The sequence below is a fragment of the Methylobacterium sp. NMS14P genome, assembly GCF_028583545.1.
In the GTDB taxonomy this organism is placed as follows: Bacteria; Pseudomonadota; Alphaproteobacteria; order Rhizobiales; family Beijerinckiaceae; genus Methylobacterium.
Window position 1 is genome coordinate 149,387 of record NZ_CP087106.1, and the last position, 25,024, is coordinate 174,410.

At 71.7% G+C, this 25,024-nt stretch carries 29 protein-coding genes; 14 read left to right on the plus strand and 15 right to left on the minus strand.

The window, feature by feature from the left end; translation table 11 throughout:
- Positions 1-77: 77 nt before the first annotated feature.
- Positions 78-257: a hypothetical protein gene (locus tag LOK46_RS00750; RefSeq protein ID WP_273562020.1), complete on the minus strand. Its 180-nt coding sequence runs from the start codon at positions 255-257 to the stop codon at positions 78-80.
- 262 nt (positions 258-519) lie between these two features.
- On the opposite strand from LOK46_RS00750, the gene LOK46_RS00755 reads away from it, so the two are divergent.
- From LOK46_RS00755 to LOK46_RS00765, 3 genes are read left to right on the plus strand one after another with little or no spacing between them, the layout of a single operon-like run.
- Positions 520-945 carry a DUF779 domain-containing protein gene (locus LOK46_RS00755; RefSeq protein WP_273562021.1) on the plus strand — a complete coding sequence of 142 codons (426 nt, stop codon included), beginning with the start codon at positions 520-522 and terminating at the stop codon, positions 943-945.
- Between the two features lie 28 nt (positions 946-973).
- Positions 974-1,393, plus strand: coding sequence for a carboxymuconolactone decarboxylase family protein (locus LOK46_RS00760; RefSeq protein ID WP_273562022.1), 420 nt, complete (start codon positions 974-976; stop codon positions 1,391-1,393).
- Positions 1,390-1,830 carry a cupin domain-containing protein gene (locus tag LOK46_RS00765; protein WP_273562023.1) on the plus strand — a complete coding sequence of 147 codons (441 nt, stop codon included), beginning with the start codon at positions 1,390-1,392 and terminating at the stop codon, positions 1,828-1,830. Before LOK46_RS00760 ends, LOK46_RS00765 begins: the two co-directional genes overlap by 4 nt.
- A 4-nt stretch (positions 1,831-1,834) precedes the next feature.
- Here LOK46_RS00765 and LOK46_RS00770 read toward each other — a convergent pair whose 3' ends face one another.
- The 7 genes from LOK46_RS00770 to gap all read right to left on the minus strand — a co-directional run bounded on the left by LOK46_RS00770 (position 1,835) and on the right by gap (position 7,838).
- Positions 1,835-2,884, minus strand: a complete 1,050-nt coding sequence (locus LOK46_RS00770; protein WP_273562024.1) for a tetratricopeptide repeat protein — start codon at positions 2,882-2,884, stop codon at positions 1,835-1,837.
- Positions 2,881-3,525 (minus strand): thiamine phosphate synthase, encoded by a 645-nt coding sequence (locus LOK46_RS00775; protein ID WP_273562025.1) that lies wholly within the window; start codon positions 3,523-3,525, stop codon positions 2,881-2,883. The genes LOK46_RS00770 and LOK46_RS00775 overlap by 4 nt, the downstream gene beginning before the upstream one ends.
- Before the next feature lie 19 nt (positions 3,526-3,544).
- The gene (fba, locus tag LOK46_RS00780; protein ID WP_273562026.1) at positions 3,545-4,615 is read right to left on the minus strand and encodes a class II fructose-bisphosphate aldolase; all 1,071 of its coding nucleotides are present in this window, start codon (positions 4,613-4,615) and stop codon (positions 3,545-3,547) included.
- 63 nt (positions 4,616-4,678) lie between these two features.
- Entirely contained in the window at positions 4,679-5,011 is a 333-nt protein-coding gene (locus tag LOK46_RS00785) for a hypothetical protein (protein ID WP_273562027.1), read from the minus strand.
- A 9-nt stretch (positions 5,012-5,020) separates the two neighbouring features.
- Positions 5,021-6,223, minus strand: a complete 1,203-nt coding sequence (locus tag LOK46_RS00790; protein WP_273562028.1) for a phosphoglycerate kinase — start codon at positions 6,221-6,223, stop codon at positions 5,021-5,023.
- 35 nt (positions 6,224-6,258) lie between these two features.
- Positions 6,259-6,744 (minus strand): hypothetical protein, encoded by a 486-nt coding sequence (locus tag LOK46_RS00795; RefSeq protein WP_273562029.1) that lies wholly within the window; start codon positions 6,742-6,744, stop codon positions 6,259-6,261.
- 89 nt (positions 6,745-6,833) lie between these two features.
- Positions 6,834-7,838 carry a type I glyceraldehyde-3-phosphate dehydrogenase gene (gap, locus tag LOK46_RS00800; RefSeq protein WP_273562030.1) on the minus strand — a complete coding sequence of 335 codons (1,005 nt, stop codon included), beginning with the start codon at positions 7,836-7,838 and terminating at the stop codon, positions 6,834-6,836.
- A 449-nt stretch (positions 7,839-8,287) separates the two neighbouring features.
- Between gap and LOK46_RS00805 the strand changes: the two genes are divergently transcribed.
- On the plus strand, positions 8,288-8,572 hold the full coding sequence (locus LOK46_RS00805) for a DUF4164 family protein (protein ID WP_273562031.1): 285 nt from the start codon (positions 8,288-8,290) through the stop codon (positions 8,570-8,572).
- A gap of 42 nt (positions 8,573-8,614) precedes the next feature.
- Positions 8,615-8,986 (plus strand): cell division protein ZapA, encoded by a 372-nt coding sequence (locus LOK46_RS00810; RefSeq protein ID WP_273562032.1) that lies wholly within the window; start codon positions 8,615-8,617, stop codon positions 8,984-8,986.
- A 269-nt stretch (positions 8,987-9,255) separates the two neighbouring features.
- Here LOK46_RS00810 and LOK46_RS00815 read toward each other — a convergent pair whose 3' ends face one another.
- Positions 9,256-9,690: a winged helix-turn-helix transcriptional regulator gene (locus LOK46_RS00815; RefSeq protein WP_273562033.1), complete on the minus strand. Its 435-nt coding sequence runs from the start codon at positions 9,688-9,690 to the stop codon at positions 9,256-9,258.
- Positions 9,691-9,764: 74 nt separating this feature from the next.
- On the opposite strand from LOK46_RS00815, the gene LOK46_RS00820 reads away from it, so the two are divergent.
- Positions 9,765-10,649, plus strand: coding sequence for an NmrA family NAD(P)-binding protein (locus LOK46_RS00820; protein WP_273562034.1), 885 nt, complete (start codon positions 9,765-9,767; stop codon positions 10,647-10,649).
- Positions 10,650-10,664: 15 nt separating this feature from the next.
- Here LOK46_RS00820 and LOK46_RS00825 read toward each other — a convergent pair whose 3' ends face one another.
- From LOK46_RS00825 to madL, 3 genes are all read right to left on the minus strand, one after another.
- Positions 10,665-11,333 (minus strand): GntR family transcriptional regulator, encoded by a 669-nt coding sequence (locus tag LOK46_RS00825; RefSeq protein WP_273562035.1) that lies wholly within the window; start codon positions 11,331-11,333, stop codon positions 10,665-10,667.
- Positions 11,334-11,455: 122 nt separating this feature from the next.
- Positions 11,456-12,220, minus strand: a complete 765-nt coding sequence (gene madM / locus LOK46_RS00830; RefSeq protein WP_273564728.1) for a malonate transporter subunit MadM — start codon at positions 12,218-12,220, stop codon at positions 11,456-11,458.
- Between the two features lie 17 nt (positions 12,221-12,237).
- Positions 12,238-12,696: a malonate transporter subunit MadL gene (gene madL, locus LOK46_RS00835; RefSeq protein WP_273562036.1), complete on the minus strand. Its 459-nt coding sequence runs from the start codon at positions 12,694-12,696 to the stop codon at positions 12,238-12,240.
- 226 nt (positions 12,697-12,922) lie between these two features.
- On the opposite strand from madL, the gene mdcA reads away from it, so the two are divergent.
- From mdcA to LOK46_RS00875, 8 genes are all read left to right on the plus strand, one after another.
- The gene (gene mdcA / locus LOK46_RS00840) at positions 12,923-14,569 is read left to right on the plus strand and encodes a malonate decarboxylase subunit alpha (RefSeq protein ID WP_273562037.1); all 1,647 of its coding nucleotides are present in this window, start codon (positions 12,923-12,925) and stop codon (positions 14,567-14,569) included.
- 39 nt (positions 14,570-14,608) lie between these two features.
- Complete coding sequence (mdcC, locus tag LOK46_RS00845; protein WP_273562038.1) at positions 14,609-14,917, plus strand: malonate decarboxylase acyl carrier protein; 309 nt, start codon at positions 14,609-14,611, stop codon at positions 14,915-14,917.
- 2 nt (positions 14,918-14,919) lie between these two features.
- Positions 14,920-15,849, plus strand: a complete 930-nt coding sequence (locus LOK46_RS00850; protein ID WP_273562039.1) for a biotin-independent malonate decarboxylase subunit beta — start codon at positions 14,920-14,922, stop codon at positions 15,847-15,849.
- Entirely contained in the window at positions 15,836-16,552 is a 717-nt protein-coding gene (gene mdcE / locus LOK46_RS00855) for a biotin-independent malonate decarboxylase subunit gamma (RefSeq protein ID WP_273562040.1), read from the plus strand. The genes LOK46_RS00850 and mdcE overlap by 14 nt, the downstream gene beginning before the upstream one ends.
- Positions 16,545-17,204, plus strand: a complete 660-nt coding sequence (mdcG, locus tag LOK46_RS00860; RefSeq protein ID WP_273562041.1) for a malonate decarboxylase holo-[acyl-carrier-protein] synthase — start codon at positions 16,545-16,547, stop codon at positions 17,202-17,204. Before mdcE ends, mdcG begins: the two co-directional genes overlap by 8 nt.
- Positions 17,201-18,127, plus strand: a complete 927-nt coding sequence (locus LOK46_RS00865; protein ID WP_273562042.1) for an acyltransferase domain-containing protein — start codon at positions 17,201-17,203, stop codon at positions 18,125-18,127. The genes mdcG and LOK46_RS00865 overlap by 4 nt, the downstream gene beginning before the upstream one ends.
- Before the next feature lie 176 nt (positions 18,128-18,303).
- Positions 18,304-19,287: a GDP-mannose 4,6-dehydratase gene (gene gmd / locus LOK46_RS00870; protein WP_273562043.1), complete on the plus strand. Its 984-nt coding sequence runs from the start codon at positions 18,304-18,306 to the stop codon at positions 19,285-19,287.
- Between the two features lie 68 nt (positions 19,288-19,355).
- A complete protein-coding gene (locus tag LOK46_RS00875; RefSeq protein ID WP_273562044.1) occupies positions 19,356-20,837 on the plus strand; it encodes an aldehyde dehydrogenase in 1,482 nt (493 codons plus the stop codon).
- 31 nt (positions 20,838-20,868) lie between these two features.
- On the opposite strand, the gene LOK46_RS00880 is transcribed toward LOK46_RS00875, so the two are convergent.
- The 3 genes from LOK46_RS00880 to LOK46_RS00890 form a co-directional block, all read right to left on the minus strand.
- A complete protein-coding gene (locus tag LOK46_RS00880; RefSeq protein ID WP_273562045.1) occupies positions 20,869-22,113 on the minus strand; it encodes a hypothetical protein in 1,245 nt (414 codons plus the stop codon).
- A gap of 100 nt (positions 22,114-22,213) precedes the next feature.
- The gene (locus LOK46_RS00885) at positions 22,214-23,725 is read right to left on the minus strand and encodes a lipopolysaccharide biosynthesis protein (RefSeq protein WP_273562046.1); all 1,512 of its coding nucleotides are present in this window, start codon (positions 23,723-23,725) and stop codon (positions 22,214-22,216) included.
- Entirely contained in the window at positions 23,722-24,945 is a 1,224-nt protein-coding gene (locus LOK46_RS00890; RefSeq protein ID WP_337251977.1) for a glycosyltransferase family 4 protein, read from the minus strand. The genes LOK46_RS00885 and LOK46_RS00890 overlap by 4 nt, the downstream gene beginning before the upstream one ends.
- Positions 24,946-25,024 lie beyond the last annotated feature (79 nt).

The following is a 25,024-nucleotide window of genomic DNA, read 5'->3' on the forward strand; positions in this document are numbered from 1 at the left end:
CTTCCCGGGTTAACCCCCCGAGACAACTTCAGCCCCGGCCGCAAGGCTGGGGCTTTTTCGATCCCGGATCGCCCCGCTCAGTGGAGGCCGAGGCCGTGACCTTCGACCGGCGCGCTGACGATCGAGCCGGGGGGCATCGGCCCGGAATCGCCGCCGACGCTCGGCACGTCGTCCGGCGGGCCGTCCCGGCCGACCACGCCCATCGGGTTGTCGGTCGCGACGTCGGGATTTCCCGCGACGCGCCGCGCGTGCTGCACGAACAGGGGATGCCAGTGGGGCCGGACGCGGAGGACGACCGGCCCGGCGTCGGCTGGGCCGGCGAGACCGATCGGGGCCAGGACCAGGCAGGCGGCGCGTGTTCGAACCGACGTCGTGCGGGCTCCCCGTCCGCCGGGCGGTGACCGCCACCCTTCGCCGACACAATGCGCGACGCGACCGCTCGGGGCCGGCATCCGGCGCGCCGCGCAGTGGAAACCCGCCGGGAACGCCGCATATTCAGGCATCGCCAGGGAGGAGCATATGAGTTCGGACCAGATCACGGACGCCAATGTCGCCGAGCAGGCCGGCGTCGACGGGACACCCCTGCGGGTCACCGCCACCCCGGTGGCCCTCGCCCTGATCGAGGAGCTGCGGAGCGAGTACGGCCCGGTCATGTTCCACCAGTCGGGCGGCTGCTGCGACGGCTCCTCGCCCATGTGCTACCCGGTGGGCGACTTCCTGGTGAGCGATGGCGACGTGAATCTCGGCACGGTGGGGGGCGCGGACTTCTTCATCAGCCGGTCCCAGTTCGAGGTCTGGAAGCACACGCACCTGATCCTCGACGTGGTGCCGGGCCGCGGCGGCATGTTCTCGCTGGAGAACGGGCGGGAGAAGCGCTTCCATATCCGCTCGCGCCTGTTCTCCGAGGCGGAGAACCGCGCGCTCGAGGGTGCGTGCAAGCTGTGAGGACGGGACCAGCGGGGAGGGGGCTGCCATGGCGACCGTGAAACTCTGGTCCGACGCCGAGGCCGAGGCCGAGGCCGACTCGCGCGTCCGCGCGGTCTTCGCCGACATCCGGGCGACCCGGGGATCCGACTTCGTCAACAATTTCTGGCGCGGCCTCGCCAACGATCCGGCGCTGCTCGAGCGCACGTGGTCCACCCTGAAGATCGTCATGGGGCCGGGGACACTCGATCCCGTCACCAAGGAACTGGTCTACATCGCGGTCTCGATCGCCAATGGCTGCCCGTACTGCATCCACTCGCACACCGCGGCGGCGCGGGCCAAGGGCTTGACGGACGCCCAGCACGGCGAGTTCCTGGCGGTGGTCGGGATGGCCAACCAGACGAACGCGCTGGTCAACGGCCTGCAGGTCCCGGTCGATCCCGCCTTCAGAGTGGAGGAAGGTCCATGAGTTCCGCGTCCGACACGGAGAACCAGGGGTTCCGGGTGGTGCACGAGAGTGCGCCGTTCCGCGGCAAGCAGGGACACATCTACCGGCCGGCGATCTCGGCCGAGGCCGTGGGCTCGCGGGCGCTGCACATGCAGCTCCTCGAGATCCCGCCCGGCGAGCGGGCCCACGCCCACAAGCACGAATCCCACGAGACCGCGATCTACGTGCTGTCGGGTGTATCGGGCTGCTTCTGGGGCGAGCGGCTGGAGAATCACGCGATCGCGGGTGCCGGCGAGTTCGTCTACATCGCCGCCGACGTGCCGCACCTGCCCTACAACCGCAGCCAGACGGAGCCCGTCACGGCCGTGATCTCCCGGACGGACCCGAACGAGCAGGAGAGCGTCGTCCTGCTGCCGCACCTCGAGGCGGGCGTCGACTGGTCCAAGGCCGAGGCCTAGCGGCTCAGCGCTGCTCGATCCGCTCGTTGGCGAGGCGCTCCGCCCGGGTGCGCTCGTCGGCCGACAGACCGGAGAGGGTCTGATCCAGCCACGCGTCGGACAGGCCCTGTCCGGCGGCAGCGAGGTTCCACGCCGCCGCCTCCACGGGATTCTTGTTCACGCCGCGGCCCACGGCGTAGAGCCGCGCCACGCGGTTCTGCGCGATGGCGTTGCCGCGCGAGGCCGCGTGCAGGAAGTATCGGGCGGCCGCCCGCTCGTCCTTGGTGACGCCGTTGCCGTTGAACAGCAGGATCGCGTACTCGACCTCGCTGGCGAGATCGCCGTTGTCGGCGCCGCGCCGGAACAGCTCCGCGGCCTTCGAGGGATCCTTCGCCACGCCGCGGCCCTGCAGGTAGAGCACGCCCAGGTCGTGCTGGGCCGGGCCGATCTCGGCGTCGGCCGCCTTGCGGAACTGCGCGGCCGCCGCCGCCTCGTCGGCGGTCGCGCCGGTGCCGATCAGGATCAGGCCGAGATTGTAGGCCGCGGTCGGCGAACCGTGGGCCGTCGCCTGCTCGAGCCAGCGTCGCCCGGCCTTCGGATCCTTCGGCATGCCGCGGCCGTCGAGGGCCATCAAGCCCAGCGAGGCCATGGCGGACGCGTCGTTCTGCGCGGCGGCCAGGCGGTACCAGTCGGCTGCCTTGACCGGATTCTGCTTCACGCCGAGGCCCTGATTGTACAGCTCGCCGAGCAGCGTCATGGCGGCGGCATCCTTGGGATTCGCCTCAATGCGCTTCGTCGCCTCGCGGAAGGCGGTGACGTACTGGCCCTTCTGGTAGGCGCCGTAGGCGAAATCCGGCGGCTGGCCGCCCGCCGGCGGCACGGCGCCGCGCGAGTAGTTCGGCGTGTACGGGCTCGGCAGTTCCGGCATCGGCGTCTTGCCGGTCTGCGCCGCGGGACCGATCGACCCGGGCGCCGCGGTCCGAGCCGGGTCGGCCGCCCCCGAGGCCGCCGAGGCCGGCAGTGCCAGAAGCGCGGCGCCGGCGAAGGCCGCCAGACGAACGTCGCGGCTCCTCACGCCTCGGTCTCCCGGACGGCACGCTGGGCCCGCTCGACCGCGCCCGGGTCCTGCAGCCAGAGGCCGCTCTCCAGGCCGACGAACTCCGCACCCGTCGCGGCGAGCGGCGCGATCTCGTCGGCGGCGGCGGCCACCGCGATGCAGGGCGTCTCGAAGATCTCGGCCCACCACGCGGCGCGCGCCCGCACGGTCTCCGCCTCGGGCGCGACGCCGTCCGGGTACAGGCCGCCGAACATCAGGTAGTCGATCCCGGCCTCGCCGGCCTCCATCGCGCCGTGCTTGGTCTCCAGGCCGCCGGCGCCGAGGATGCGCCCCTCTCGGAGCCGGCCGCGCAGGTCCTTCAGGTCGCGCGGCTTGTCGACGTGGATGCCGTCGGCCCCACCGCGGATCGCCACCGTGGCGAGGTCGCCGGCGAAGCCCGGGCAGGCGACGACCAGGGCCGCGCCGCGCTCCTGCACGATCGGGGCGGCCGACTTGACGCGGGCCGTCAGCCCGCGCTCGTCGGTGGTCGCGAGCCTCAGGATCACGGCGGCGACATCGCCGGCTTCGCTGGCGGCCTTCAGGGCCGCCACGAAATCCGCTAGGCCCTCCGCGTCGAGACCGTGCGGTCCGAGTAGGGCGAGACGGGCGCTGGTGCTCATCGCGGCCGACAACCAGCGCCTACTGCGGGCCGATCTTCGGGTCGAGGGCGCCGCTGGCGTAGCGCTTGGCCATCTCGGCGACGGAGATCGGGCGGATCTTCGAGCCCTTGCCGGCGGTGTTGAACTCCTCGAAGCGCTGCTTGCAGAGCTTCGTCATCGCCTCCATGGCGGGCTTCAGGTACTTGCGCGGGTCGAACTCGGACGGGTTCTCGGTGAGCACCTTCCGGATCTGGCCGGTCATCGCCATGCGGTTGTCGGTGTCGATGTTGATCTTGCGCACGCCGTGCTTGATGCCGCGCTGGATCTCCTCGACCGGGACGCCCCAGGTCGGCTTCATCTGGCCGCCGTACTGGTTGATGATGTCCTGCAGGTCCTGCGGCACCGACGAGGAGCCGTGCATGACGAGGTGGGTCGTCGGCAACCGGCGGTGGATCTCCTCGATCACGTTCATCGCCAGCACCTCGCCGTCGGGCTTGCGAGTGAACTTGTAGGCGCCGTGGCTTGTGCCCATGGCCACCGCCAGCGCGTCCACCTTGGTGGCCTCGACGAACTTCACCGCCTCTTCCGGGTCGGTCAGGAGCTGGTCGTGGCTCAGCGTGCCCTCGGCGCCGTGGCCGTCCTCGGCCTCGCCCTGGCCGCTCTCCAGCGAGCCGAGCACGCCCAGCTCGCCCTCGACCGAGACGCCGGCCCAGTGGGCCATCTTGGTCACGTTGCGGGTGATCTCGACGTTGTAGTTGTAGTCGGCCGGGGTCTTGCCGTCGGCCTTCAGCGAGCCGTCCATCATCACCGAGGTGAAGCTGTACTGGATGGCGGTGGCGCAGGTGGCTTCGTTGTTGCCGTGGTCGAGATGCATGCAGACCGGGATGTGCGGGTAGATCTCGACGAGGCCGTCGATCAGCTTGGCCAGCACGACGTCGTTGGCGTAGGCGCGGGCGCCGCGGCTCGCCTGGAGGATCACCGGCGAGTCGGTGGCGTCGGCGGCCGCCATGATGGCGAGCCCCTGCTCCATGTTGTTCAGGTTGAACGCGGGCACGCCGTACTCGTACTCAGCGGCGTGATCGAGGAGCTGCCGGAGGGTGATGCGTGCCATCGTGCGTGTCTTCCCGTTTCCCGTTTCGTCGTCCGCCCGATCGCCGGAGGCGCCGTGTGGCCCTCAGCTGAGCTGTATCGTGTCGCTCTGCCGAGTGCCCTGCTCTCGGTCAATCTCCGACGCGGCGCAGGGCATTCTTTCGGCGGATGATCCTCGCCCGGTCCGGCTCTCCGGGGCCGCGACGCGCTCCTCGACCTCGCCGACCCGCGCGTCGAGGTCGCCCGCCGTGGCGCGCATCATCACGACCGTCTCGGGCCACAGATCCGCCAAGCTCGCCCGGATGCCCTTCAGGATCTCGAAGGTCGCGCTCTCCACGTCGTCACCCATCGACTCGGCCCCCCGGCCGATGAAGGCCGGCAGTATAGACAGGGTCGGGCAGCAGGGGGAGGAGAGCAAGGCGCCCTTTCAGCCCTTCGCCCGCAGCGCCTCGACCCCCGGGAGGGCCTTGCCTTCCAGCCACTCGAGGAAGGCGCCGCCGGCGGTCGACACGTAGGTGAAGTCCTGCGCCACGCCGGCGTGGTTGAGCGCGGCCACGGTGTCGCCGCCGCCCGCCACCGAGACGAGCTGCCCGTCCTTCGTCCGCGCGGCCGCGTGCTTGGCGGCGGCCACGGTCGCGGCGTCGAACGGGGCGAGCTCGAAGGCGCCGAGCGGGCCGTTCCACACCAGGGTCTTGGCCCCGTCGATGGCGGCGTTGATCTCGGCGACCGAGCGCGGGCCGGCATCGAGGATCATGCTCGCGTCCGGCACGGCGCCCACCGGCACGGTCTCGTGGGGGGCCTGCGCCTTGAACTCGCTCGCGGCGACCGCGTCGACCGGCAGGATGATCCGGCACCCGGCCTTCTCGGCCGCCGCCAGGATGCGCGTGGCTGTCTCGGCGAGATCCTTCTCGCAGAGGGACTTGCCCACCGCCTTGCCCTGCGCGTGCAGGAAGGTGTTGGCCATGCCGCCGCCGATCACCAGCATGTCGACCTTGGCGACGAGGTTCTCCAGGAGATCGATCTTCGACGAGACCTTGGCGCCGCCGACCAGCGCGATCACCGGGCGCTGGGGCGATTCCAGGCCCTTGGTCAACGCGTCGAGCTCGGCCTGCATCTCGCGGCCCGCGTAGGCCGGCAGCCGGTGCGCCAGACCCTCGGTCGACGCGTGGGCGCGGTGGGCCGCCGAGAACGCCTCGTTGACGTAGACGTCACCGTTCGCCGCCAGGGCGTCCGCGAAGGCCGCGTCGTTCTTCTCCTCACCCGCGTGGTAGCGGGTGTTCTCGAGGAGGAGGACGTCACCGTCCTTCAGGGCCGCCACCGCCTGCGCGGCCGCGTCGCCGACGCAGTCCGCCGCGAAGGCGACGCTGCGCCCGAGGGCGTTGCCGAGGGCGGGAACCACCGGCTCCAGCGAATCCTTCGGCTCGCGCTTGCCCTTCGGCCGGCCGAAATGGGCGAGCAGGATCACCCTGGCGCCCTGCTCGGCGACCTCGCGGATCGTCGGCGCGACGCGCTCGATGCGGGTCGCGTCGGTCACCCGCCCGCTCTCCATGGGCACGTTCAGGTCGACGCGCATGAGGACCCGCTTGCCCTTGAGGGAGCCGGCGTCGTCGAGGGTGCGGAAGGCGCTCATGCGGTCTGGTGCGGTCCTGTGCGGGGCGAGGGCGATTACTGCGCGGTGGTGCCGATGGTGGCCCGCTGCGGCAGCAGGCGGTCGAGATTGAGCCGCTGGACGGCGACCATCAGGACGACGGTGAGGATGGCGGTGATCACGGCGGTGAGGACCAGGGCGCCGGTCCCGGGCAGGCGCCGGGTGCGCTCGGCGAGGCCGCGCATCTCCGTCCGGAGCGCCGCGAGGTCGGACTGGCGCGCGGATTCGTTCATCCGGTTCGCGGCGTTCTCGACCTTGTCCTCGACCCGGGACAGCAGCGCCTCGGAGCGGGCGTACTTGTCCTCGATGCGCGAGCACTTGTCCTCGATGCGCGCGAGCTGATCGAAGAGCTGGTTGGCCGGGAGCGCGTGCGACGGGACCGCGGAGGATGCGGGTGCCGCGGTCGGTGCCACGGCGGGTGCGGTGGGCGGCGGCGGAGCCGGCCTGGGGGCGGGCGGCACGGCAGCCGGCCCGCTCGACGTGCCCTGCGAAGCGTCGGTCATCCCTGGAGAGTCCCTGGTTCGAAGATAGGCCGTCCGAAGAGAGGTGCGGCCGCCGACCCCTCGGGAGGCGGCGGCCGCTGCAGTCCGGCTCAGATGAGCTTGGCCATCGCCACGGCCGTGTCGGCCATGCGGTTCGAGAAGCCCCACTCGTTGTCGTACCAAGTCAGAATGCGCACCAGCACGCCGTCCATGACCTTGGTCTGGTCGAGGTGGAAGGTCGACGAGTGCGGATCGTGGTTGAAGTCGATCGAGACGTTCGGCCGGTCGGTGACGCCGAGCACGCCCTTCAGCGGGCCCGCGGCCGCGGCCTTGATCGCGTCGTTGATCTCCTGGACCGTGGTCGCGCGCTTGGCCGTGAACACGAGGTCCACCGCCGAGACGTTCGGGGTCGGCACGCGGATCGCGGTGCCGTCGAGCTTGCCCTTCAGCTCGGGGAGCACGAGGCCGACGGCCTTGGCGGCGCCGGTCGAGGTCGGGATCATCGAGAGCGCCGCGGCGCGGGCCCGGTAGAGATCCTTGTGCATCTGGTCCAGCGAGGGCTGGTCGTTGGTGTAGGAGTGGATCGTGGTCATGAAGCCGCGCTCGATGCCGACCGCCGCGTCCAGCACCTGCGCGACCGGGGCGAGGCAGTTCGTGGTGCAGGAGGCGTTCGACACGACGTGGTGCTCGCTGGTGAGCTTGTCATGGTTGACGCCGTAGACCACCGTCAGGTCGGCGCCGTCGGCCGGGGCCGAGACGAGGACGCGCTTGGCGCCGGCGTCGAGATGGGCCTTGGCCTTGTCCTTCGAGGTGAAGATGCCGGTGCACTCGAGCGCGATGTCGACGCCGAGGTCGCGGTGCGGCAGCTCGGCCGGGTTGCGCACGGCCGTGACCTTGATGCGCTTGCCGTTCACCACCAGGAACTCGCCGTCCACCGCCACCTCGCCGGGGAAGCGGCCGTGCACCGAGTCGTAGCGGAGCAGGTGGGCGTTGGTCTCCACCGGGCCGAGATCGTTGATCGCCACGACCTCGATGTCGCTGCGGCCGGCTTCCGCGATCGCCCGCAGGACGTTGCGGCCGATGCGTCCGAACCCGTTGATGGCAACCTTCGTCACGGCGTGACTCCTTCCTGATGCGGCTCGCCGCCCGCCGGACCTCGGGGCGGTCCGCGGAGCGGTCTCGGCGGCCCGCCGTACCGTCCGGGCCGGGCCGGGCGGGATCTGGGCGGGCGGGTTTGAACCTGCGATGAACCGGACCGGGAGAGGCCGGGCTTCCACGCCCGTGACCGTCGGATCGGACGGTGTCGGCTGAGGCCTCGGAACTGTCGCGGACCGGCCCTCCGGCATGTCTCGCGCGGTCCCTCTCGGGATCGCGCGGCTGTCTAGCATGGAGCCTCGACCTGTCAAACGCGTCGCTGTGACAAAGACCTTCGATCCACCGACCAATAAACAGGAGTCGCGACAATCCATTCGGCCAACGGGCAGATCGGGGATCGAACGCGTTTTCGCGCTGGAATTTCGCCTGCATTCGACGGAAAGCTTCGCCTCGGGGTAGACGAAGAACCATGGCCGACGAGACCGAGACCCGTTCCATCGACGATGCGCTCAGCCGGCTCGAAGCGGCGATCAACCGCCTCGACGCCGTCGTCCAGCACCGCCTCGAGACCGACGCGCAGCCCGACGACCGGGACGCGGAACTCGCCCTGATGGACGAGGATCGGGCCCGGCTCGCCGCCGCCCTCGACGCGGCGAGCGCCCGCCTCGCCACGGTCTCGGCGACGACCGGGGAGGTCGGGCACCGGCTCGACCGGGCCATCGAGACCGTTCAGGATGTGCTCGGACGCGCCTGACCCCACCGCCCACGCCCGTCGGAGCGACCAGCGGAGCCACCCTTGCCGCAGATCAACGTGACCATCGACGGCCGCAGCTACCGCATGGCCTGCGGCGCGGGGGAGGAGGCGCATCTCACGGGTCTCGCCGCCACCCTCGACGGGCGCATCGCCGAGATGCGCAAGAGCTTCGGCGAGATCGGCGACATGCGCCTGCAGGTCATGGCGGCGCTGACCATCGCCGACGAGCTCGCGGAGCTGCGTTCGCGGATCGCGGCGCTGGAAGGCGACGTCGCGGAGCTGCGCGCCGCCGCCGAGACCGCGGAGCGGGGGCGGGCGGAGGATGCCGAGCGGGCCGCGTTCGGGATCGGTCGGGCGGCCGAGCATATCGGGAGGCTCGCCGACGCCCTCGGCGGGTCGGCGCCGCGGGCCTGACCCTCGGTGCGCGGACGGGCTTCGCGTGGGCCGACGTCCGAGTGGAACCGAGACAGGCCGCGCGCGACTCTTCGAGAGCGGTTCCCGATCGTCTTGCGACGGTCGGGAAGGACGACGATCCCGGTCGAGACAGCCGCGCCATGCCCCCTCCGCCGTGCGGGAGAGGGCCGGGGTGAGGGCCGAGAAGTCTCAGGATCGAGCCCGAGATCGACGCGCCCCGTGCGGCACGGGCTCAGCGCGCCTCCGCCTCACCTTGATCGGGACCGGCTCTAGGAGGGAGTCGCGTCGAACCGGGTGCGCGCCGCCTGGATGGCGCCGTGGCTCTCCTCCGCCCATTGGACGAGGCGCGCGAGCGGCTCGAGCAGCGCGACCCCGAGATCCGTGAGCCGGTACTCGACGCTGGGCGGCTTCGTCGGGAACACCGTCCGCGCGACGAAACCGTTCCGCTCCAGGTCCCGCAGCGTCTGCGTCAGCATCCGTTTCGAGATGTCGGGCAGCGTGCGGAGGAGGGCGCTGAACCGGTGCGGCCCGTCGGCAAGGGCGATCAGGAGCAGCATCGACCACTTGTCGCCGACCCGGTCCAGCACGTCCCGGACCGGGCACGCCGCCGGATCGAGGGTGCCGGCCTGCCACGCCGCGTACTTGGCCGCCAGCTCGAGGCGGGCGGGCGGCACGGCGGTCTCCTCCGAGTAACCTGGTCCCAAAATCCTGCCTCCTTCACCACCCCTACGGTCTCATCTAGTGACCTTGTTCCGGGATTGAACCTCAAGGAGCGAGCATGAGCCCGACCAGTCAGCCGACCTACTTCGTGACAGGGGCCACGGGCCAGCTCGGCCGCCAAGTCATCACGGCGCTGCTGGAGCGCGTGCCGGCCGCCGCGGTGGTGGCCGGCGCGCGCGACGCCGAGGGCGACGCGGCGCGCGGCCTGCGAAGCCTGGGGGTCGCCGTCCGACGGGCCGACTACGCGGACCCGGCGAGCCTGGACGCGGCGTTCCAGGGCATCGAGCGTCTCCTGCTGATCTCGTCGAGCGAGATCGGCCGGCGGGTTGCGCAGCATCGCAACGTCATCGACAGCGCCAAGCGGGCCGGCGTCGACTTCATCGCCTACACGAGCGTCCTGCACGCCGACACTTCGGCCCTCGCCCTGGCCGAGGAGCATCGTCGAACCGAGCGTCTGCTCGAAGCCTCCGGCGTGCCGTTCGCCGTGTTGCGCAACGGCTGGTACACGGAGAACTACGCCGCCGGCATCGCGCCGGCGCTCGCCCACGGGGCCGTCCTCGGCTGCGCGGGCGACGGGCGGATCGCTTCGGCCGCGCGGGCCGACTACGCCGAGGCGGCGGCGGCGGTTCTCACCGGCGAGGGGCAGGGCGGCCGCGTCTACGAGCTGGCGGGCGACGAGGCCTACACGCTGACCGAGTTCGCCGCGGCGATCGCTGCGGCCGCCCGCAAGCCGGTCGCGTACCGCGATCTGCCGCAGGCCGAGTACGAGGCGGCGCTGGTCGCCGCCGGGATGCCGGCGGACTTCACGGCGCTGCTCGCCGACTCGGACGCGGCCGCGGCCCGCGGCGCCCTCAACGACGACACGCGTCAGCTGAGCGCGCTGATCGGCAGGCCGACGACGCCCTACCGGTCCACGGTGGGCGACGCCGTCGCGCGGCTCTGAGCCCGCGCCGGCCCGTCACTCCGTCTCGGCGATGTAGCGCCCCAGCGCCGCCGCGGCCCGGAGCATGTGGGCGCGCATCCGCCGGGCGGCCGTCTCGCCGTCCCCCTCGGCGATCGCCGCCAGGATCTCGCCGTGCTCCTCCCGCGAGCGGCGGATCCGGTCGGCGTGGCGGAGCTGCGTGCGCCGGAACGCGGCGAGCCGCTCGCGGATCGCCAGAGCCTGCTCGGCCATGAAGCCGTTGTGGGTCGCCGTGTAGAGCGCCTCGTGGAAGGCGCGGTTGAACCGGTCGTAGGCGTCGACGTCGCCCGCCTCGACCGCCTTGGCCGACTCCTCGTGGAGCTCCATCAGCTCCCCGCGCTCCAGGGGCGTCATCCGATAGGTGGCGAGCCGGGCGCACATCGCCTCGATCTCGGCGGTCGTCTCGAACATGTCGGCGATCCGCTGCGGCGTCAGGCGCGCCACCACCACGCCCCGGCGGGGCCGGATCTCGACGAGCCCCGAGGCCGCGAGCTGGCGCAGCGCTTCCCGGACGGGCGTGCGCGACGCGCCGTAGCGATCGGCCAGGTTCTGCTCGTCGAGGGCCGTGCCGGCCGCGATCGTCCCCGACGCGATGGCGTCGGTGAGTGCGTCGCGGATCCGGTCCGAGAGCAGCCCGCTGTCGATCTTCTGGAAGTCGCCGTGCATGCGCCGTTCCTCGAGCGTCCCGTGAGCGGCGCCTGCCAGTCCTCGGGAAGACGATGCGGGACCATACCCTAATCCGCGCGTGCCGATCCGCTTTTCGGCCGGGAGGCCGGTGAGCCGGCGCGTCAGCCGACCAGGGCCCGCACCGTCAGGAACAGGATCGAGGGTCCGACGAGGCAGCCGATGCCGGTGTGGAACGTCGCCGTCAGCGCGCCGTAGGGGACGAGCTTCGGATCGGTCGCCGCGAGGCCGCCCGCGACCCCGCTGACCGTGCCCATCAGGCCGCCATACGCCATGGCCGAGCGCGGGTTGTCGAGGCCGATCAGCCGGGCCACCAGGGGCGTCCCGACCATCACCATGACCGCCTTCGTCACACCGGTGGCGATGGACAACGCCATCACGGTGGAATCCGCGCCGATCGCCGCGCCGGTGACGGGCCCGACGATGTAGGTGATCGCCCCAGCGCCGATCGTCGTGATCGAGACCGCGTCGTGGTAGCCGAAGGCCACGGCGGTCAGGGTGCCGACGATGAACGGCAGGATCGTGCCCAGCGCGAGCGCCAGGACACCCAGCAGGCCCGCGCGCCGCGCCTCGATCACGTCGACCTCGAAGGCCGTGGCGACGATGGCGAAGTCGCGCAGCATCGCCCCGCCCATGAGGCCGATCCCGGCGAGCGCCGGGATGTCGGCGAGGCCCTTCCTCCCGCCCGTGTAGAGCCCGCCGGCGTAGGCGAGCACCAGCCCCAGCACGATCGCGATCGCGGAGCCGTGGACGCGACCGTTGGTGAGGTGCTTGGCAGCGAGGTTCGAGACCAGGATCAGCGCGCCGACCACCGCGAAGGCGGCCACGAGGCTCTGCTCGACGAAGACGTGCTCGATGCCGTGCCAGATGTCGTGTCCCATGGCGTTCACACCTTCCTGGCGACGGGCACGGCGGCCGGCGCGACCGCGTCGGGCTCGGCGTCGCCGCCGATCACGGAGCCGCCGTGCGCGACGGCGCCGCCGCCGGGATCGCGCCGGCCGATCCGGCTGAGCAGGGCGACGGCGCCGAAGCACAGGACCAGGGAGCCGGTCGCCGCGATCAGCACGATCGGGCCGCCGCTCACGGCCGCGACGACGTTCTGCTGGGCCGCCATGGCGACCACGATCGGGATGTACATCCCCGCCCAGAACTCGACGCCGAACTGGACGCCCTTGGTCAGGCGGCCCCGCCGGGACAGCCACAGGCGCGCGGCGATGAGCAGGATCATGGCGATGCCGACACCGCCGACATTGGCCTTCACGCCGAGGGCGAGGCCGAGGAGGTCACCGAGATACACGCCGATCAGCGTGCAGGCGGCGAGCAGGGCGACACCGAGGACGATCATCGGCGTTGCCCCTTCGATGGAGCGGTTCCTCCGACCGCATCCTGCGGCCCTGTGGACGCGTGCGTCATGGAGCGTTTCCTTCCCGGGTCGGTCTCTGAATTGTTGCGGAAAGTATGCAAGATATTGACAGAACCGCAATCCGGTATACGAAACTGTGATTGAGACGGGTTTGAAAATACCGGAACGGCGGCTATGTGACGTTCGGTACACCGGTTGGAGCACGCGGATGGGCGAGTGGCGCGGTGAGAGGCAGGCGCGCGACGCGCGCATCGCGGCGGGGCGCGCCCACGCGGACGGCAAGGTCGTGCCGGCCGGTTCCGTGGTCGACCTGCTGGAGGCGATCCTCCGGCCCGGCGACCGCGTCTGCCTCGAGGGCGACAACCAGAAGCAGGCCGACTGCCTCGCCCGCGGCCTGAGCGCCTGCGATCCCGGGAAGATCCACGACCTGCACATGGTCCAGTCGGGGATCGTGCTGCCCGAGCACCTCGACGTGTTCGAGACCGGGATCGCCAAGCGGCTCGACTACTCGTACTCGGGTCCGCAGGGCGCCCGCATCGCCAAGATGCTCTACGGCGGCCAGATCGAGCTCGGGGCGGTCCACACTTACCTGGAGCTGTTCGCCCGCTACTTCGTCGACCTGACGCCCAACGTGGCGCTGATCGCGGGCGTCTCGGCCGACCGGAACGGCAACCTGTATACGGGGCCGAACACCGAGGACACGCCGACCGTCGTGGAGGCGACCGCCTTCAAGAACGGTGTCGTGGTCGCGCAGGTCAACGAGATCGTCGACACGGTCCCGCGGGTCGACATCCCGGGCGACCGGATCGACTTCGTGGTCGAGGCCGACAAGCCCTTCTACGTGGAGCCGCTCTTCACCCGCGACCCGGCGGCGATGACCGAGACGCAGATCCTGATCGCCATGATGGCGATCAAGGGGATCTACGCCGAGTACGGCATCAAGCGGCTCAACCACGGCATCGGGTTCGGCACGGCGGCGATCGAGCTGCTGCTGCCGACCTACGGCGAGAGGCTCGGCCTCAGGGGCAAGATCGCCACCCACTGGGCGCTCAACCCGCACCCGACCCTCATCCCGGCGATCGAGTCCGGCTGGGTCAAGCAGGTCCACTGCTTCGGCTCCGAGGTCGGGATGGACCGCTACATCCGGGAGCGGCCCGACGTCTTCTTCACCGGCGCCGACGGGAGCCTCCGCTCGAACCGGGCGTTCTGCCAGACCGCCGGCCTCTACGCCTGCGACATGTTCATCGGCGCGACGCTCCAGATCGACCTGATGGGCCATTCCTCGACCATCACCCAGTCGCGGGTGGCGGGCTTCGGCGGGGCGCCCAACATGGGCTCGGACCCGCACGGCCGCCGCCACCCCTCCGACGCCTGGATGAAGGCCGGCCGCGAGGGCGAGATCGTCGGCGACCCGGCGCTGATGCGCGGGCGCAAGCTCGTGGTGCAGCTGGTCGAGACCTTCGGCGACAAGCTGGTCCCGACCTTCGTGGAGAAGCTCGACGCCCTCGAACTGGCGAGGAAGATCGGCCTCGAGCTGGCGCCGGTGATGATCTACGCCGACGACGTGACCCACATCGTCACCGAGGAGGGCATCGCCAACCTGCTGCTCTGCCGGGACGCGGACGAGCGCGAGCAGGCGATCCGCGGCGTGGCCGGCTACACCGAGGTCGGTCGCGGCCGCGACCGGGCGAAGGTCGAGGAGCTGCGCGCCCGGGGCGTCATCCGCCGCCCGGAGGATCTCGGCATCGAGCCCCTCGACGCCGACCGCGCGCTGCTCGCCGCGAAGTCGATCAAGGATCTCGTGCACTGGTCCGGCGGGCTCTACGAGCCGCCGGCCCGGTTCCGGAACTGGTGAGCGTCGCGCGATGACGTATCCGCACTCGAGGAGCCGGCGATGGAATCCCTGACCTTCCGCCACACCACGAAGAAGCCGCTCACCGGCTCGGCGCCGAGCGCGATCACCGGCGTCGTGGCGTCCGGCAACCTGGAGATCCTGCTGGAGCGGGTCCTGCCGCCGGATGCCTGCGAGGTGGCCATCGAGACCCCGATCGCCGGCTACGGCGACGTCTGGGAGGCGGTGGTGGCCGATTTCGTCGCCCGGGCGCAGCCCGGCGGCCTCCGCATCAGCATCAACGACGGCGGCGCCCGCCCCGACACCGTGTCGCTGCGCCTGCTCCAGGGCGCGCGGCTGATGGAGGCCTGACCATGGCTGCCGACCGCGCCGCCAGCTTCGATCCGGACGCCCTGAGCTGGTACGAGGCCACCGCCCGCCAGCGCGTGCTGGCGCTGACCGATCCGGGCAGCTTCCGCGAAATCCTGCCGCCGACCGAGCGGCGCATGAGCCCGCACCTGCCGCTCTTCGACCTGCCCCGCGCCTTCGACGACGGCATCGTGGTCGGAAGCGCGCGCCTCGACGGCGACCCGGTCCTGGTCGCCGCCCAGGAGGGCCGCTTCATGGGCGGCGCCTTCGGCGAGGTGCACGGGGGCAAGCTGGTCGGCCTGCTCCGGGCGGCCCTGGAGCTGAAGCCGAGGGCGGTCCTGATCCTGTTCGACACCGGCGGCGTCCGCCTGCAGGAGGCCAATGCCGGCGAGACGGCCATCGCCGAGACCATGCGGGCCATCGTCGACGTCCGCGCGGCCGGCATCCCGGTCGTCGGGCTGATCGGCGGGCGGGCCGGCTGCTACGGCGGCGGCGGCCTGATCGCCGGCACCTGCTCGCGGCTCGCCGTGTCGGAGGGCGGGCGCATCTCGGTCTCCGGCCCCGAGGTGATCGAGACCAACAAGGGCGCCGAGGAGTTCGATTCCCGCGACCGGGCGCTGGTCTGGCGGACCATGGGCGGCAAGCACCGCCGCCTGATCGGGGGCGCCGACGCGTTCTGCGCCGACACGGTCGCGGCCTTCCGCGCGGCCGCCCGCGACCTCGTCGGCCGCGCGCCGGCCCTCGACCTGGACACTCTGGAGGCCGAGCAGGCGCGCCTGGAGGCCCGGATCGACCGGTTCGGCGACTGCCGCGACGCCACGGATGTCTGGGCGCGCCTCGGCGTGAACGATCCCGAATCCGTGCCCGCGATGGACACGGCCGCCTTCGACGAGACCGTGGCCCGGAGCCCGGAGGCCGACCATGACGCTCGCTGAGATCCTCGCATCCCTGTTCCCGCAGGGCCACGCGGTCGCGGTGCGCGACGGCCTCGTGACCGGCACCGGTCCCTTCGCGGGCGGCCGGATGCACGTGGTCGGCGTCGACGGCGACACGCCGCTGGGCGTCGACGGGGCGCTCGTCCTGTCGCGCGCCGTGCTCGACGCCGTGCGGGCCGGCGACCGCGCGCCGATCCTCGTGGCGGTGGATTCCGACAGCCAGCGCATGAGCCGCCGCGACGAGCTGCTGGGCCTCAACGAGTGCCTCGCGCACCTCGCCAAGGCGCTGCTCCTGGCCGACCGGTCGGGCCATCCGACGATCGGGCTGATCTACGGCCACTCGGCCGCCGGCGCCTTCATCGCCACGGCCCTCGCGACGCGGGTCCTCGCGGCCCTGCCCGGGGCGAATCCGAGTGTGATGGACCTGCCGTCGGTCGCCCGGGTGACCAAGCTGCCCCTCGACACGCTGAAGGACATGGCGAAGTCGACGCCCGTCTTCGCGCCCGGCCTCGACAACATGGTGGCGACCGGCGCCGTCCACGTGGTTCTGGACCCGGACCGGCCCCTCGAGGGCCAGATCCGCGCGGTGATCGACACCCTGCCGGCGGAGGACGTCCGCGACCGGCTGGGCGCCGAGCGGGGCGGTCGCCCGGTCGCCCGCGCCGTCGCGGCGGCCGTCATCGAACAAGCCCGCCTTGGCTGAGCCTCTCCGACGCCACGATCTCGTCCGGGTCGACCCGGCGGCCTGGGCGGCGTGGCGCGCGGACCGGCCCGATCTCGGCGACGTCCCGCATCTCGAGGACTGGGCGAATTTGGGCCTGCCGCTGATCGTCCGCCGCCGCGTCCCCGGAGAGACCGGCGACGCGGTGCCGCTCGGCCTGCCGCTGCCGCCCGCGGACGGCAAGCGGCGGATCAGGCTCGCGCTGCCGGTATCCGCGCTGTCGCCCGCTCCGGTGGTGACACTCGCCGAGGCCGCCATTCACGCGCCGGCGGCCTGGGGCGCGGCGCTCGACGCGCTGACGGCACTCGGCCGACGGCACGGCCTCGTTCCGCGCCCCTTCGGCAGCCTCCTCTGGCAAGCTGTGACGGGCCTGACCTACCTGAGCGCCACCTCCGACCTCGACTTGCTCTGGCGATGCACGGCACCGGTGCCGGTCGGCCTTCTCGACGGCATCGCCGCCGTGGCGGAGACGGCGCCGATGGGCATCGACGGCGAGATCCTGCTGCCGGACGGCGCCGGTCTGCATTGGCGCGAGCTGCGCGACGCGCCGGAGGACGGTTCGGTGCTCGCCAAGAGCCTGGACCGGCTGCTTCTGCGGCCGGTCGCGGGCCTCCGCGGTCCGGGCGCGGCATGACCGTCGCGATCCTCCTCTCCGGCCAGGGCGGTCAGCACCCGGCTATGTTCGACCTCACGGCCGATCATCCGGCGGCTCAGGACGTGTTCGCGGCCGCCAGACCGGTCCTCGGCGGCGCCGACCCGCGCGAGCTTGTCCGCGCGGGCGGCGACAACCTGCACGCGAATAGGACCGGCCAGATCCTGTGCTGCGTCGCCGCCCTGGCGGCGTGGCGAGCCCTGGCCGAAGCGGAGCCGGACCGGTCGATCGTGGCCGGCTACAGCATCGGCGATCTCGCGGCATGGGGCGTCGCCGGGCGCCTCGACCCCGCGGACGTGCTGGCCCTGGCGGCCCGGCGGGCGGAGGTCATGGACGCGGCCTCCGGCGCGGGGTTCGGGCTGGCGGGGATCCGCGGCCTGAGCCTCGACGCGCTCGGAGATCTCGCGGCGCGCCACGGCTGCCACCTCGCCATCCGCAACGCGGCCGACAGCGGCGTCGTCGGCGGTTCGCGCGCGGCGCTCGAGGCACTGTGCCGGGAGGCGGCCGCCTCGGGCGCGCAGCGGGCCGTGGTCCTGCCGGTCCACACGCCGTCGCACACGCCGCTGCTCGACGCCGCGACGGCAGCCTTCCGGGACGCCCTCGCCGCCGTGTCGCCGCTCCGCCCGCCGCCCCGCGCGCCGCGGCTGGTCAGCGGGCTGGACGGGAGCACGGTGTTCCGCGACGCGGACGGTCGGGAGAAGCTGGCGCTCCAGATCTCGCGCACGATCGACTGGGCCGCCTGCCTGGAGGCGTGCCGCGAGTACGGCGCGGACCGCGTGCTCGAACTCGGGCCTGGCCACGCGCTCGCCACGATGGCCCGGGCCGCGCTCCCGGCAGCGCGCGTCCACGCCGTCGAGGAATTCCGCTCTCTCGGCGGCGTGGCGGACTGGCTCGCGCGAACTTAGCCACGCCGCGCAGATGCCGCACAACCGTTGCGGATGGTTGTACCCCTGCGACGCTAGTCTGGTGATGTGCCCGTCCGGCACAGCTTGCTTGGCACAATACTGATGTCGACACCTCGCCTTGACGCGCGGCCGGTTGCGGTCGTAGCAGCCGGGCATCATCGGGACGGGACGGGTTCATGACGGCCAAGCGAGCGCTGATCACGGGTGTGACGGGCCAGGACGGCGCGTATCTGGCGCAGCTGCTCCTGCAGAAGGGCTACGCCGTCACCGGCATCGTGCGGCGCTCCAGCCACGCCGGCGTCTTCGATCACCGGTTGAAGTGGCTCGGCATCCTCGACGATGTCGAGCTGGTCGACGGCAACCTGCTCGACCAGTCCGCGCTGCTGCGCATCGTCCAGGCCACGAAGCCCGACGAGATCTACAACCTCGCCGCCCAGTCCTTCGTGACCTCGTCCTGGCAGCAGCCGCTGCTCACCGGGCAGGTCACCGGCCTCGGCGCGGTGCACATGCTGGAATGCCTGCGCTCGGCGGCGCCCCAAGCGCGCTACTACCAGGCCTCGACCTCCGAGATGTTCGGCCTGATCCAGGAGGCCAAGCAGAGCGAGTCGACGCCGTTCTACCCGCGCTCGCCCTACGGTGTGGCCAAGCTCTACGCGCACTGGATGACCATCAACTACCGCGAGAGCTTCGGGCTGCACGCGTCGAACGGCATCCTGTTCAACCACGAGAGCCCGCTGCGCGGCGTCGAGTTCGTCACCCGCAAGGTCACCGACGCGGTGGCGCGGATCAAGCTCGGCAAGCAGAAGGAGCTGCGGCTTGGCAACATCGACGCCAAGCGCGACTGGGGCCATGCCCGGGATTACGTGCAGGCGATGTGGCTGATGCTGCAGCAGGACCGCCCGGACGACTACGTGATCGCCACCGGCCGGACCACGACGGTCCGGGACATGTGTGAGATCGCGTTCAAGCACGTCGGCCTGAAGGTGGACGACCACCTGATCGTCGACCCGGCGCTGTTCCGCCCGGCGGAGGTCGAGGTGTTGCTGGGCAACCCCGCCAAGGCCAAGGCAACGTTCGGCTGGGAGGCCGAGACCAGCCTCGAGGCGCTGATCACCGAGATGGTCGACGCCGACCTCAAGCGCCTCAGCACCAACGCCTGAGCCGTCGGGCTCGCCGCGGGCGGGCTTCGGATCCATATGGCGCGCATCCCCGGACGGAGAGGCGTGCCGTGAAGACCTACCAGCTCTACATCGACGGGCAGTCCGTCGATCCGGTCGAGGGCTCGTGGTTCGAGTCCATCGACCCCTATCGCGGCGAGCCCTGGGCGCGGATCCCGCGCGCGGGGCGCGTCGACGCCGACCGGGCGGTGGCCGCCGCCAAGCGCGCCATGTGGGACGGTCCTTGGGCGACCATGACGGCCTCGGCCCGCGGCAAGATCCTGCGCCGGATCGGCGACCTCGTCGAGCGCGAGGCCAAGGCGCTGGCCGAGGTCGAGGTCCGCGATAACGGCAAGCTGTTCGCCGAGATGTACGGCCAGACCCGCTACCAGCCGGAATGGTGGTGGTACTACGCGGGGCTCGCCGACAAGGTCGAGGGCGCCCAGGTGCCGATCGACAAGCCCGAGACCTTCGCGTTCACGCGGCACGAGCCGGTCGGCGTGGTCGGGGCGCTGACGGCGTGGAACTCGCCGCTCCTGTTCGTCGCCTGGAAATGCGCCCCCGCGCTCGCGGCCGGTTGCGCGGTCGTGGTGAAGCCCTCCGAATTCGCCTCCGCGAGCACGCTGGAATTCGCCCGCCTGACCAAGGAGGCGGGGCTGCCCGACGGCATGTTCAACGTCGTCACCGGTTTCGGCGGCGAGGCCGGCACCGCCATCGTCGAGCATCCCGACGTCGCCAAGATCACCTTCACGGGCTCCGACGTCACCGGCGCGAAGGTCTACGAGGCGGCCGCGCGGCAGATCAAGCGCGTCTCCCTGGAGCTCGGCGGCAAGTCGCCCAACATCGTCTTCGCCGATGCCGACCTGAAGGCGGCCGCCGCGGGGGCGATCTCGGGCATCTTCGCGGCCACCGGGCAGACCTGCATCGCCGGCTCGCGCCTCCTGGTCCAGAACAGCATCCGCCAGGAATTCACCGAGCGCCTGGTCGAGCTCGCCCGCACCGCCAAGCTCGGCGACCCGATGCAGGCCGACACCAATATCGGGCCGATCACGACGCCGCCCCAGTACACGAAGGTGCTCGACTACATCGCGCTCGCCAAGAGCGAGGGCGCGCGCTGCGTGTTCGGCGGCAACCCCGCCTCCGGTCCCGGCGTGCTCGGCGGCCAGTTCGTCGAGCCGACCATCTTCACCGGCGTCACCAACGACATGCGCATCGCCCAGGAGGAGGTGTTCGGCCCGGTGCTGTCGATCATCGGCTTCGAGGACGAGGCCGAGGCCCTGAGGGTCGGCAACGACGTGATCTACGGGCTCGCGGCGGGCGTCTGGACCCAGGATATCGGCCGCGCGATGCGCATGTCGAAGGGGCTGCGGGCCGGCACCGTCTGGGTGAACACCTACCGGGCGGTGAGCTACATGATGCCGTTCGGCGGCATGAAGCGCTCGGGCATCGGCCGCGAGAGCGGCATCGAGTCGATCCGCGAGTACCTGGAGACCAAGAGCGTCTGGATCTCCACGAGCCGCGACGCCCCGGAGAACCCCTTCGTCATGCGGTGAAGGCGCGCCGCGGATCGTCGCGGCGCGACCCCTATCGGGTCCCGGACTGCGCCCGGTCCGGCGGCAGCGCGAGGGACGCCAGGATGAAGCCCATGAAGAAGAGGAAGTACTGGTTGACCGACAGCTCCTCGAACATCAGCGACGGGATCAGGAACACCGCGCTGTAGGTCAGGAACGGCCCGAACGCGGCGGGCGCCAGCAGGACCCGCCCGAGGCCGGCGACGAGCAGCAGCGCCGTGGCGATGCCGCTCTGGAGCGCCAGCGAGACGAAGCCGTTATGGGGCGTCACGAGTCCGGTCAGCGCCTGCAGCTCCTCCCGGCGGGCGACCTCGCCGACGCCGAACGGGTACTCGACGACGAGCTGGAGCGCGGTCACGCCGGACAGGAATCGCTCGTCGAAATTGCCCGTGACGTTGTGGTCCTCGGCGAAGCGCCGCTCGATCGCCTGGGACAGGGTCCCCGGCAGCGGGAATTCCCCCGTCACCGCCCAGGCCACGAGCAGGACGCCCAGGACGCCGAGCGCGGCCAGCACCGCCGGTGCCTTGAGGTTCCGGCGCATCAGCAGGCCGAGGAACAGGACCGGCATGAACAGGCCGGCGCGGTTGTTGGTGAACGGGAAGCTCGCCAGCAGGGCCGCGAAGTAGGCGAGATAGATGATCTTGAGGCGGTAGCGCAGGCTGAGCAGCAGGGCCGCGGCCCCGGCCAGCGCGAAGACGTGGCCGGTCTCGTTGCCGGAGGCCCAGAGGCCGCCCTGCTTGTCCTGCACGAACAGCTTCAACTCCTCGTCGAGCCCGTCCGTGGGGACCGCGAGCCCGAACCGGTCGAGCGGCGTGCCGGAGGCGGCGAGCAGCAGCACCGCCAGGGAGGCGAGCATGCCGGCGAGCAGACCGACGCAGAACGCGTCCTCGACGCGCCGGTCGCGGAACATCACCAGCAGGATGAACGCCTGGACCACGTAGAGCAGCAGGACGAGGGTCAGGTAGACGTCGCCCGCCTGCTTGTGCGCCTTCAGCACCAGCGAGGCCGCGATCAGCGCCAGGATGCCGGCGAGCGGTGCGGCCTGCCGCACCGCCTCCGCGACGACGGCGCGGCGCAACCCGAGCCAGGGGATGAGCAGGAACGGCAGCAGGTCGGACAGGCGCTGGAACGGCAGCCCGAAGGTCGAGGTCAGGACGTTGAAGTTCAGGGCGGCGCCGAGCAGGAACACGGCGACGCGGTCCGCGAGGAGGGACGCGGCCGGCGCACTCGTCCCGATCGGCAACGCCTGTCCCGCCATCACCCTGCACCGTCCCCGCGCACCGGCCGCCGATGAACCCACCGCCGGCCGCGGCCTTCGGCCGGCAGTGTCGCCCACAAAGGTTGGCGGAGGGTGCAGATCAGGCGGGGCGTCTCAGGAACACGCCGACGGCCGTGCGGAGCGTACCGCGCATGAAGATCCAGGCGAGGCCCAGATAGGCCGCGATCCCGAGTCCGACCGCGGCGAACAGGCCGAACCGGTCCCCGAGCGCGGCGTGGATCGGACTCTGGACGAGCAGCACGACCCCGGCCATCGCGCCGGCGCAGAGCGTGATCGGCGCGAGGAGCCGCACGAGCCGCCCGTTCGTGACCGGGACGACGCGCCCCGCGCTGGCGACGACCGCGGGCGTGAACAGGTAGGCCCGCACCACGTGCCCGGCGACCAGGGCGGCGAGGCCGAAGGGCGCGGTCACGACTGCCGCCACGGCGCCGAGGCCGAACTGCGCGCCGGCGAGCCGCAGGGCCGTGCCGTTGCGGCCCAGGGCCGTGAAGATCATCCACAGCATCGAGGTGGCGACGAATTCCGGGGCGAGGAGCGCCAGCGTCCGCAGCACCGGCGCCGCGGCGTGCCACTGGTCGCCGAACAGGAACGGGATGAGGGTCGGGGCCACGGCCGCCATGCCGAAGAAGGCGGGGACGGCCAGGAACGCGGAGGCCTCGGTGAAGCCGTGGAAGGCCGCGGCCAGCTCGCCGGGCCGGTCCTGGAGGCGCGCGTAGGTGGTCAGCCCGACCGTGGTGAGCGGGATGACAGCCAATTGGCTCACGAGGTCGATGCAGCGCCACGCGAGGCGCAGGTATCCGACATCGGTCGCGGACAGGAAGTAGGCCGCGATCACCTCCTGGCTCCGGATCGAGGCGACGAGCAGCAGGTAGGTGCAGAACAGCCGCGAGCCGAACGCGACCTGCTCGCGCACGGAGGCGAGGTGCAGCCGCAGGGGCGGGATCCAGCGGGCCGCCGCCCAGGTCAGGAGCGTGGTCGCGGTCGCGGCGACGAGCCGCTGGACCACCAGGCTCCAGACGCCGTAGCCGTCGAGGGCCAGCACGAGGGCCGCGGCCCCGCCGAGCACGTTGGCGCCGAGCGCCCGCAAGGCGAGCTTGCGGAAGCCGAAGCTCCGCTGGAGCCGCGCCTCGTGGATCGCGCCCGCGGCCGTGATCACGAAGCAGGCGGAGAGCGCGCACAGGACCGGCTGCAGCGCCGGCAGGTCGAAGATCCAGGCGATCGGGCCGGCCAGGGCCACGAGGCCCACGGCGCACAGGATGCCCGTAACGAGCATCACCCAGAAGGCGGTGGCGGCGAAGTCCTCGTCGAGGTCGGCGCGCTGGACCACCGCGTCCGGCAGACCGCAGCGGGCCACGATCTGCAGGATGTCGATGAAGACCGCGGCGATCGCCACCATCCCGAACTCGGCGGGCCCGATGAGGCGCGCGAGCACGAGGAACACCCCGAAGCTCAGGACGACGTTGCCGACGGAGGCGACCGCCACCCAGCGCGCCGCGTCGAACGAGCGGCGCGTCACCGCGGCGCCGGAGGCGAGCCCCGGCTCCTCCTCGGCGGCCGCGGCCTCCGACAGGACCGGCGCGGCGGCGCTCACGGGCGAGATGCCCGACGCTCGGCGACGAGTTCGGCGTAGAGATCGAGATACTTCTCGGCGACGCGCTCCGAGGTCGACTCGCGGATGACGTGCTGGAAGGCGCGCTCGTCCGGCAGGTCGCCGCGGCCGCGGTCGATCACGCTCCGCAGCCGCGCGGCGAGGTCGGCGTCGTCGCCCGGCGTGAACAGCCAGTCGGCGTTGTCCTCGCCGATCAGCTCGGGGATCCCGCCCGAGGCCGCTCCGATCACCGGAACGCCCATCGTGTAGGCCTCGTAGATCGTCCGCGGCGACGGCTCGGCCCAGAACGACGGGACGATGAGCACGTCGATGGCGCTGAGGAACTCGGCGGGCTTCGCCCAGCCGACGAAGTCGATCGGCAGGCCCTCGGCCTGGGCCTTGAAGCGCTCGATCGAGTCGTCCATCGCGTGGCCGGCGACGAGGCAGCGCCAGTCGCCGGGACCGAGCCGCCGGAAGGCGTCGATCATCGTGCCGACCCCCTTCTCGGTGTTGATCCGGCCGAGATAGCCGAAGGACATCGGCTGGCCGGTCCGATCGATCCGGCGCCGAGCCTCCGGGTCGCCCTCTGGAACGGTGCAGGAATAGAAGATCACGCGCCGCCGCTCGGGCGCGAGATGCGCGAACAACCCGTGATCGACATGGGTCTTGAGAATCTCGGTCCCGACGCTGACGACGGCGTCCACCGACCGGTTGGTGATCTGCTTGCCGGCGTTGACCACCTTGCAGCCCAGGTGCCAGCGGTCGCACGGCTTGCCGTCCTTGAACATCGCGGCGTTGCCGCAGATCAGGTCGTACTCGCAGACCGTGTGGACGATCGGGATTCCGCGCTTGGCCGCCTCGCGCCAGACGAGGGTCGAGACGTCGAGCAGCGAGTGCGTGTTGACGATGTCGGGGCGGAAATCGTCGAGGACGCGGCCGAACTCGGCCGCGACGGCGAAATTCCACTGCTGCTTGAGCTTGGCCCAGGCCCGGCCGAACCGGCTCGCCTTGGGCCAGTCCTCCAGCCAGAAATCGTTGTGGTGAGCCATGCGGTAGACGGTGACGCCGCCGCGCACGCTCTTGGGCTCGGGTTCCCGGGCGATGCAGGCCGCCGCCACCGTGTGGCCGGCCGCGACGAGCTCCTCGGCGAGGTGCTCCACCGAGCGCTCGGCGCCGCCCACGATGTAGGGCGGGTAGAGGGCGCTGAGATGCAGGATCCGCAGGGGGCCGGTCACCGCGCGCGCGGCGGCCCGCTCCCTCGGCCGGTCTTGGTCATGGGCGCGCGGCTCCTCGGCGAGGACC

Coding starts and splice junctions, on each gene's coding strand:
- LOK46_RS00805 (WP_273562031.1), top strand. CDS start 8,288: ATGGCCGACGAGACCGAGACCCGTTCCATCGACGATGCGCTCAGCCGG.
- LOK46_RS00880 (WP_273562045.1), bottom strand. CDS start 22,113: ATGGCGGGACAGGCGTTGCCGATCGGGACGAGTGCGCCGGCCGCGTCC.
- LOK46_RS00865 (WP_273562042.1), top strand. CDS start 17,201: ATGACCGTCGCGATCCTCCTCTCCGGCCAGGGCGGTCAGCACCCGGCT.
- LOK46_RS00790 (WP_273562028.1), bottom strand. CDS start 6,223: ATGAGCGCCTTCCGCACCCTCGACGACGCCGGCTCCCTCAAGGGCAAG.
- LOK46_RS00775 (WP_273562025.1), bottom strand. CDS start 3,525: ATGAGCACCAGCGCCCGTCTCGCCCTACTCGGACCGCACGGTCTCGAC.
- LOK46_RS00760 (WP_273562022.1), top strand. CDS start 974: ATGGCGACCGTGAAACTCTGGTCCGACGCCGAGGCCGAGGCCGAGGCC.
- LOK46_RS00765 (WP_273562023.1), top strand. CDS start 1,390: ATGAGTTCCGCGTCCGACACGGAGAACCAGGGGTTCCGGGTGGTGCAC.
- LOK46_RS00850 (WP_273562039.1), top strand. CDS start 14,920: ATGGCTGCCGACCGCGCCGCCAGCTTCGATCCGGACGCCCTGAGCTGG.
- mdcA (WP_273562037.1), top strand. CDS start 12,923: ATGGGCGAGTGGCGCGGTGAGAGGCAGGCGCGCGACGCGCGCATCGCG.
- gmd (WP_273562043.1), top strand. CDS start 18,304: ATGACGGCCAAGCGAGCGCTGATCACGGGTGTGACGGGCCAGGACGGC.
- mdcC (WP_273562038.1), top strand. CDS start 14,609: ATGGAATCCCTGACCTTCCGCCACACCACGAAGAAGCCGCTCACCGGC.
- mdcE (WP_273562040.1), top strand. CDS start 15,836: ATGACGCTCGCTGAGATCCTCGCATCCCTGTTCCCGCAGGGCCACGCG.
- LOK46_RS00755 (WP_273562021.1), top strand. CDS start 520: ATGAGTTCGGACCAGATCACGGACGCCAATGTCGCCGAGCAGGCCGGC.
- LOK46_RS00795 (WP_273562029.1), bottom strand. CDS start 6,744: ATGACCGACGCTTCGCAGGGCACGTCGAGCGGGCCGGCTGCCGTGCCG.
- LOK46_RS00825 (WP_273562035.1), bottom strand. CDS start 11,333: ATGCACGGCGACTTCCAGAAGATCGACAGCGGGCTGCTCTCGGACCGG.
- fba (WP_273562026.1), bottom strand. CDS start 4,615: ATGGCACGCATCACCCTCCGGCAGCTCCTCGATCACGCCGCTGAGTAC.
- LOK46_RS00820 (WP_273562034.1), top strand. CDS start 9,765: ATGAGCCCGACCAGTCAGCCGACCTACTTCGTGACAGGGGCCACGGGC.
- madL (WP_273562036.1), bottom strand. CDS start 12,696: ATGATCGTCCTCGGTGTCGCCCTGCTCGCCGCCTGCACGCTGATCGGC.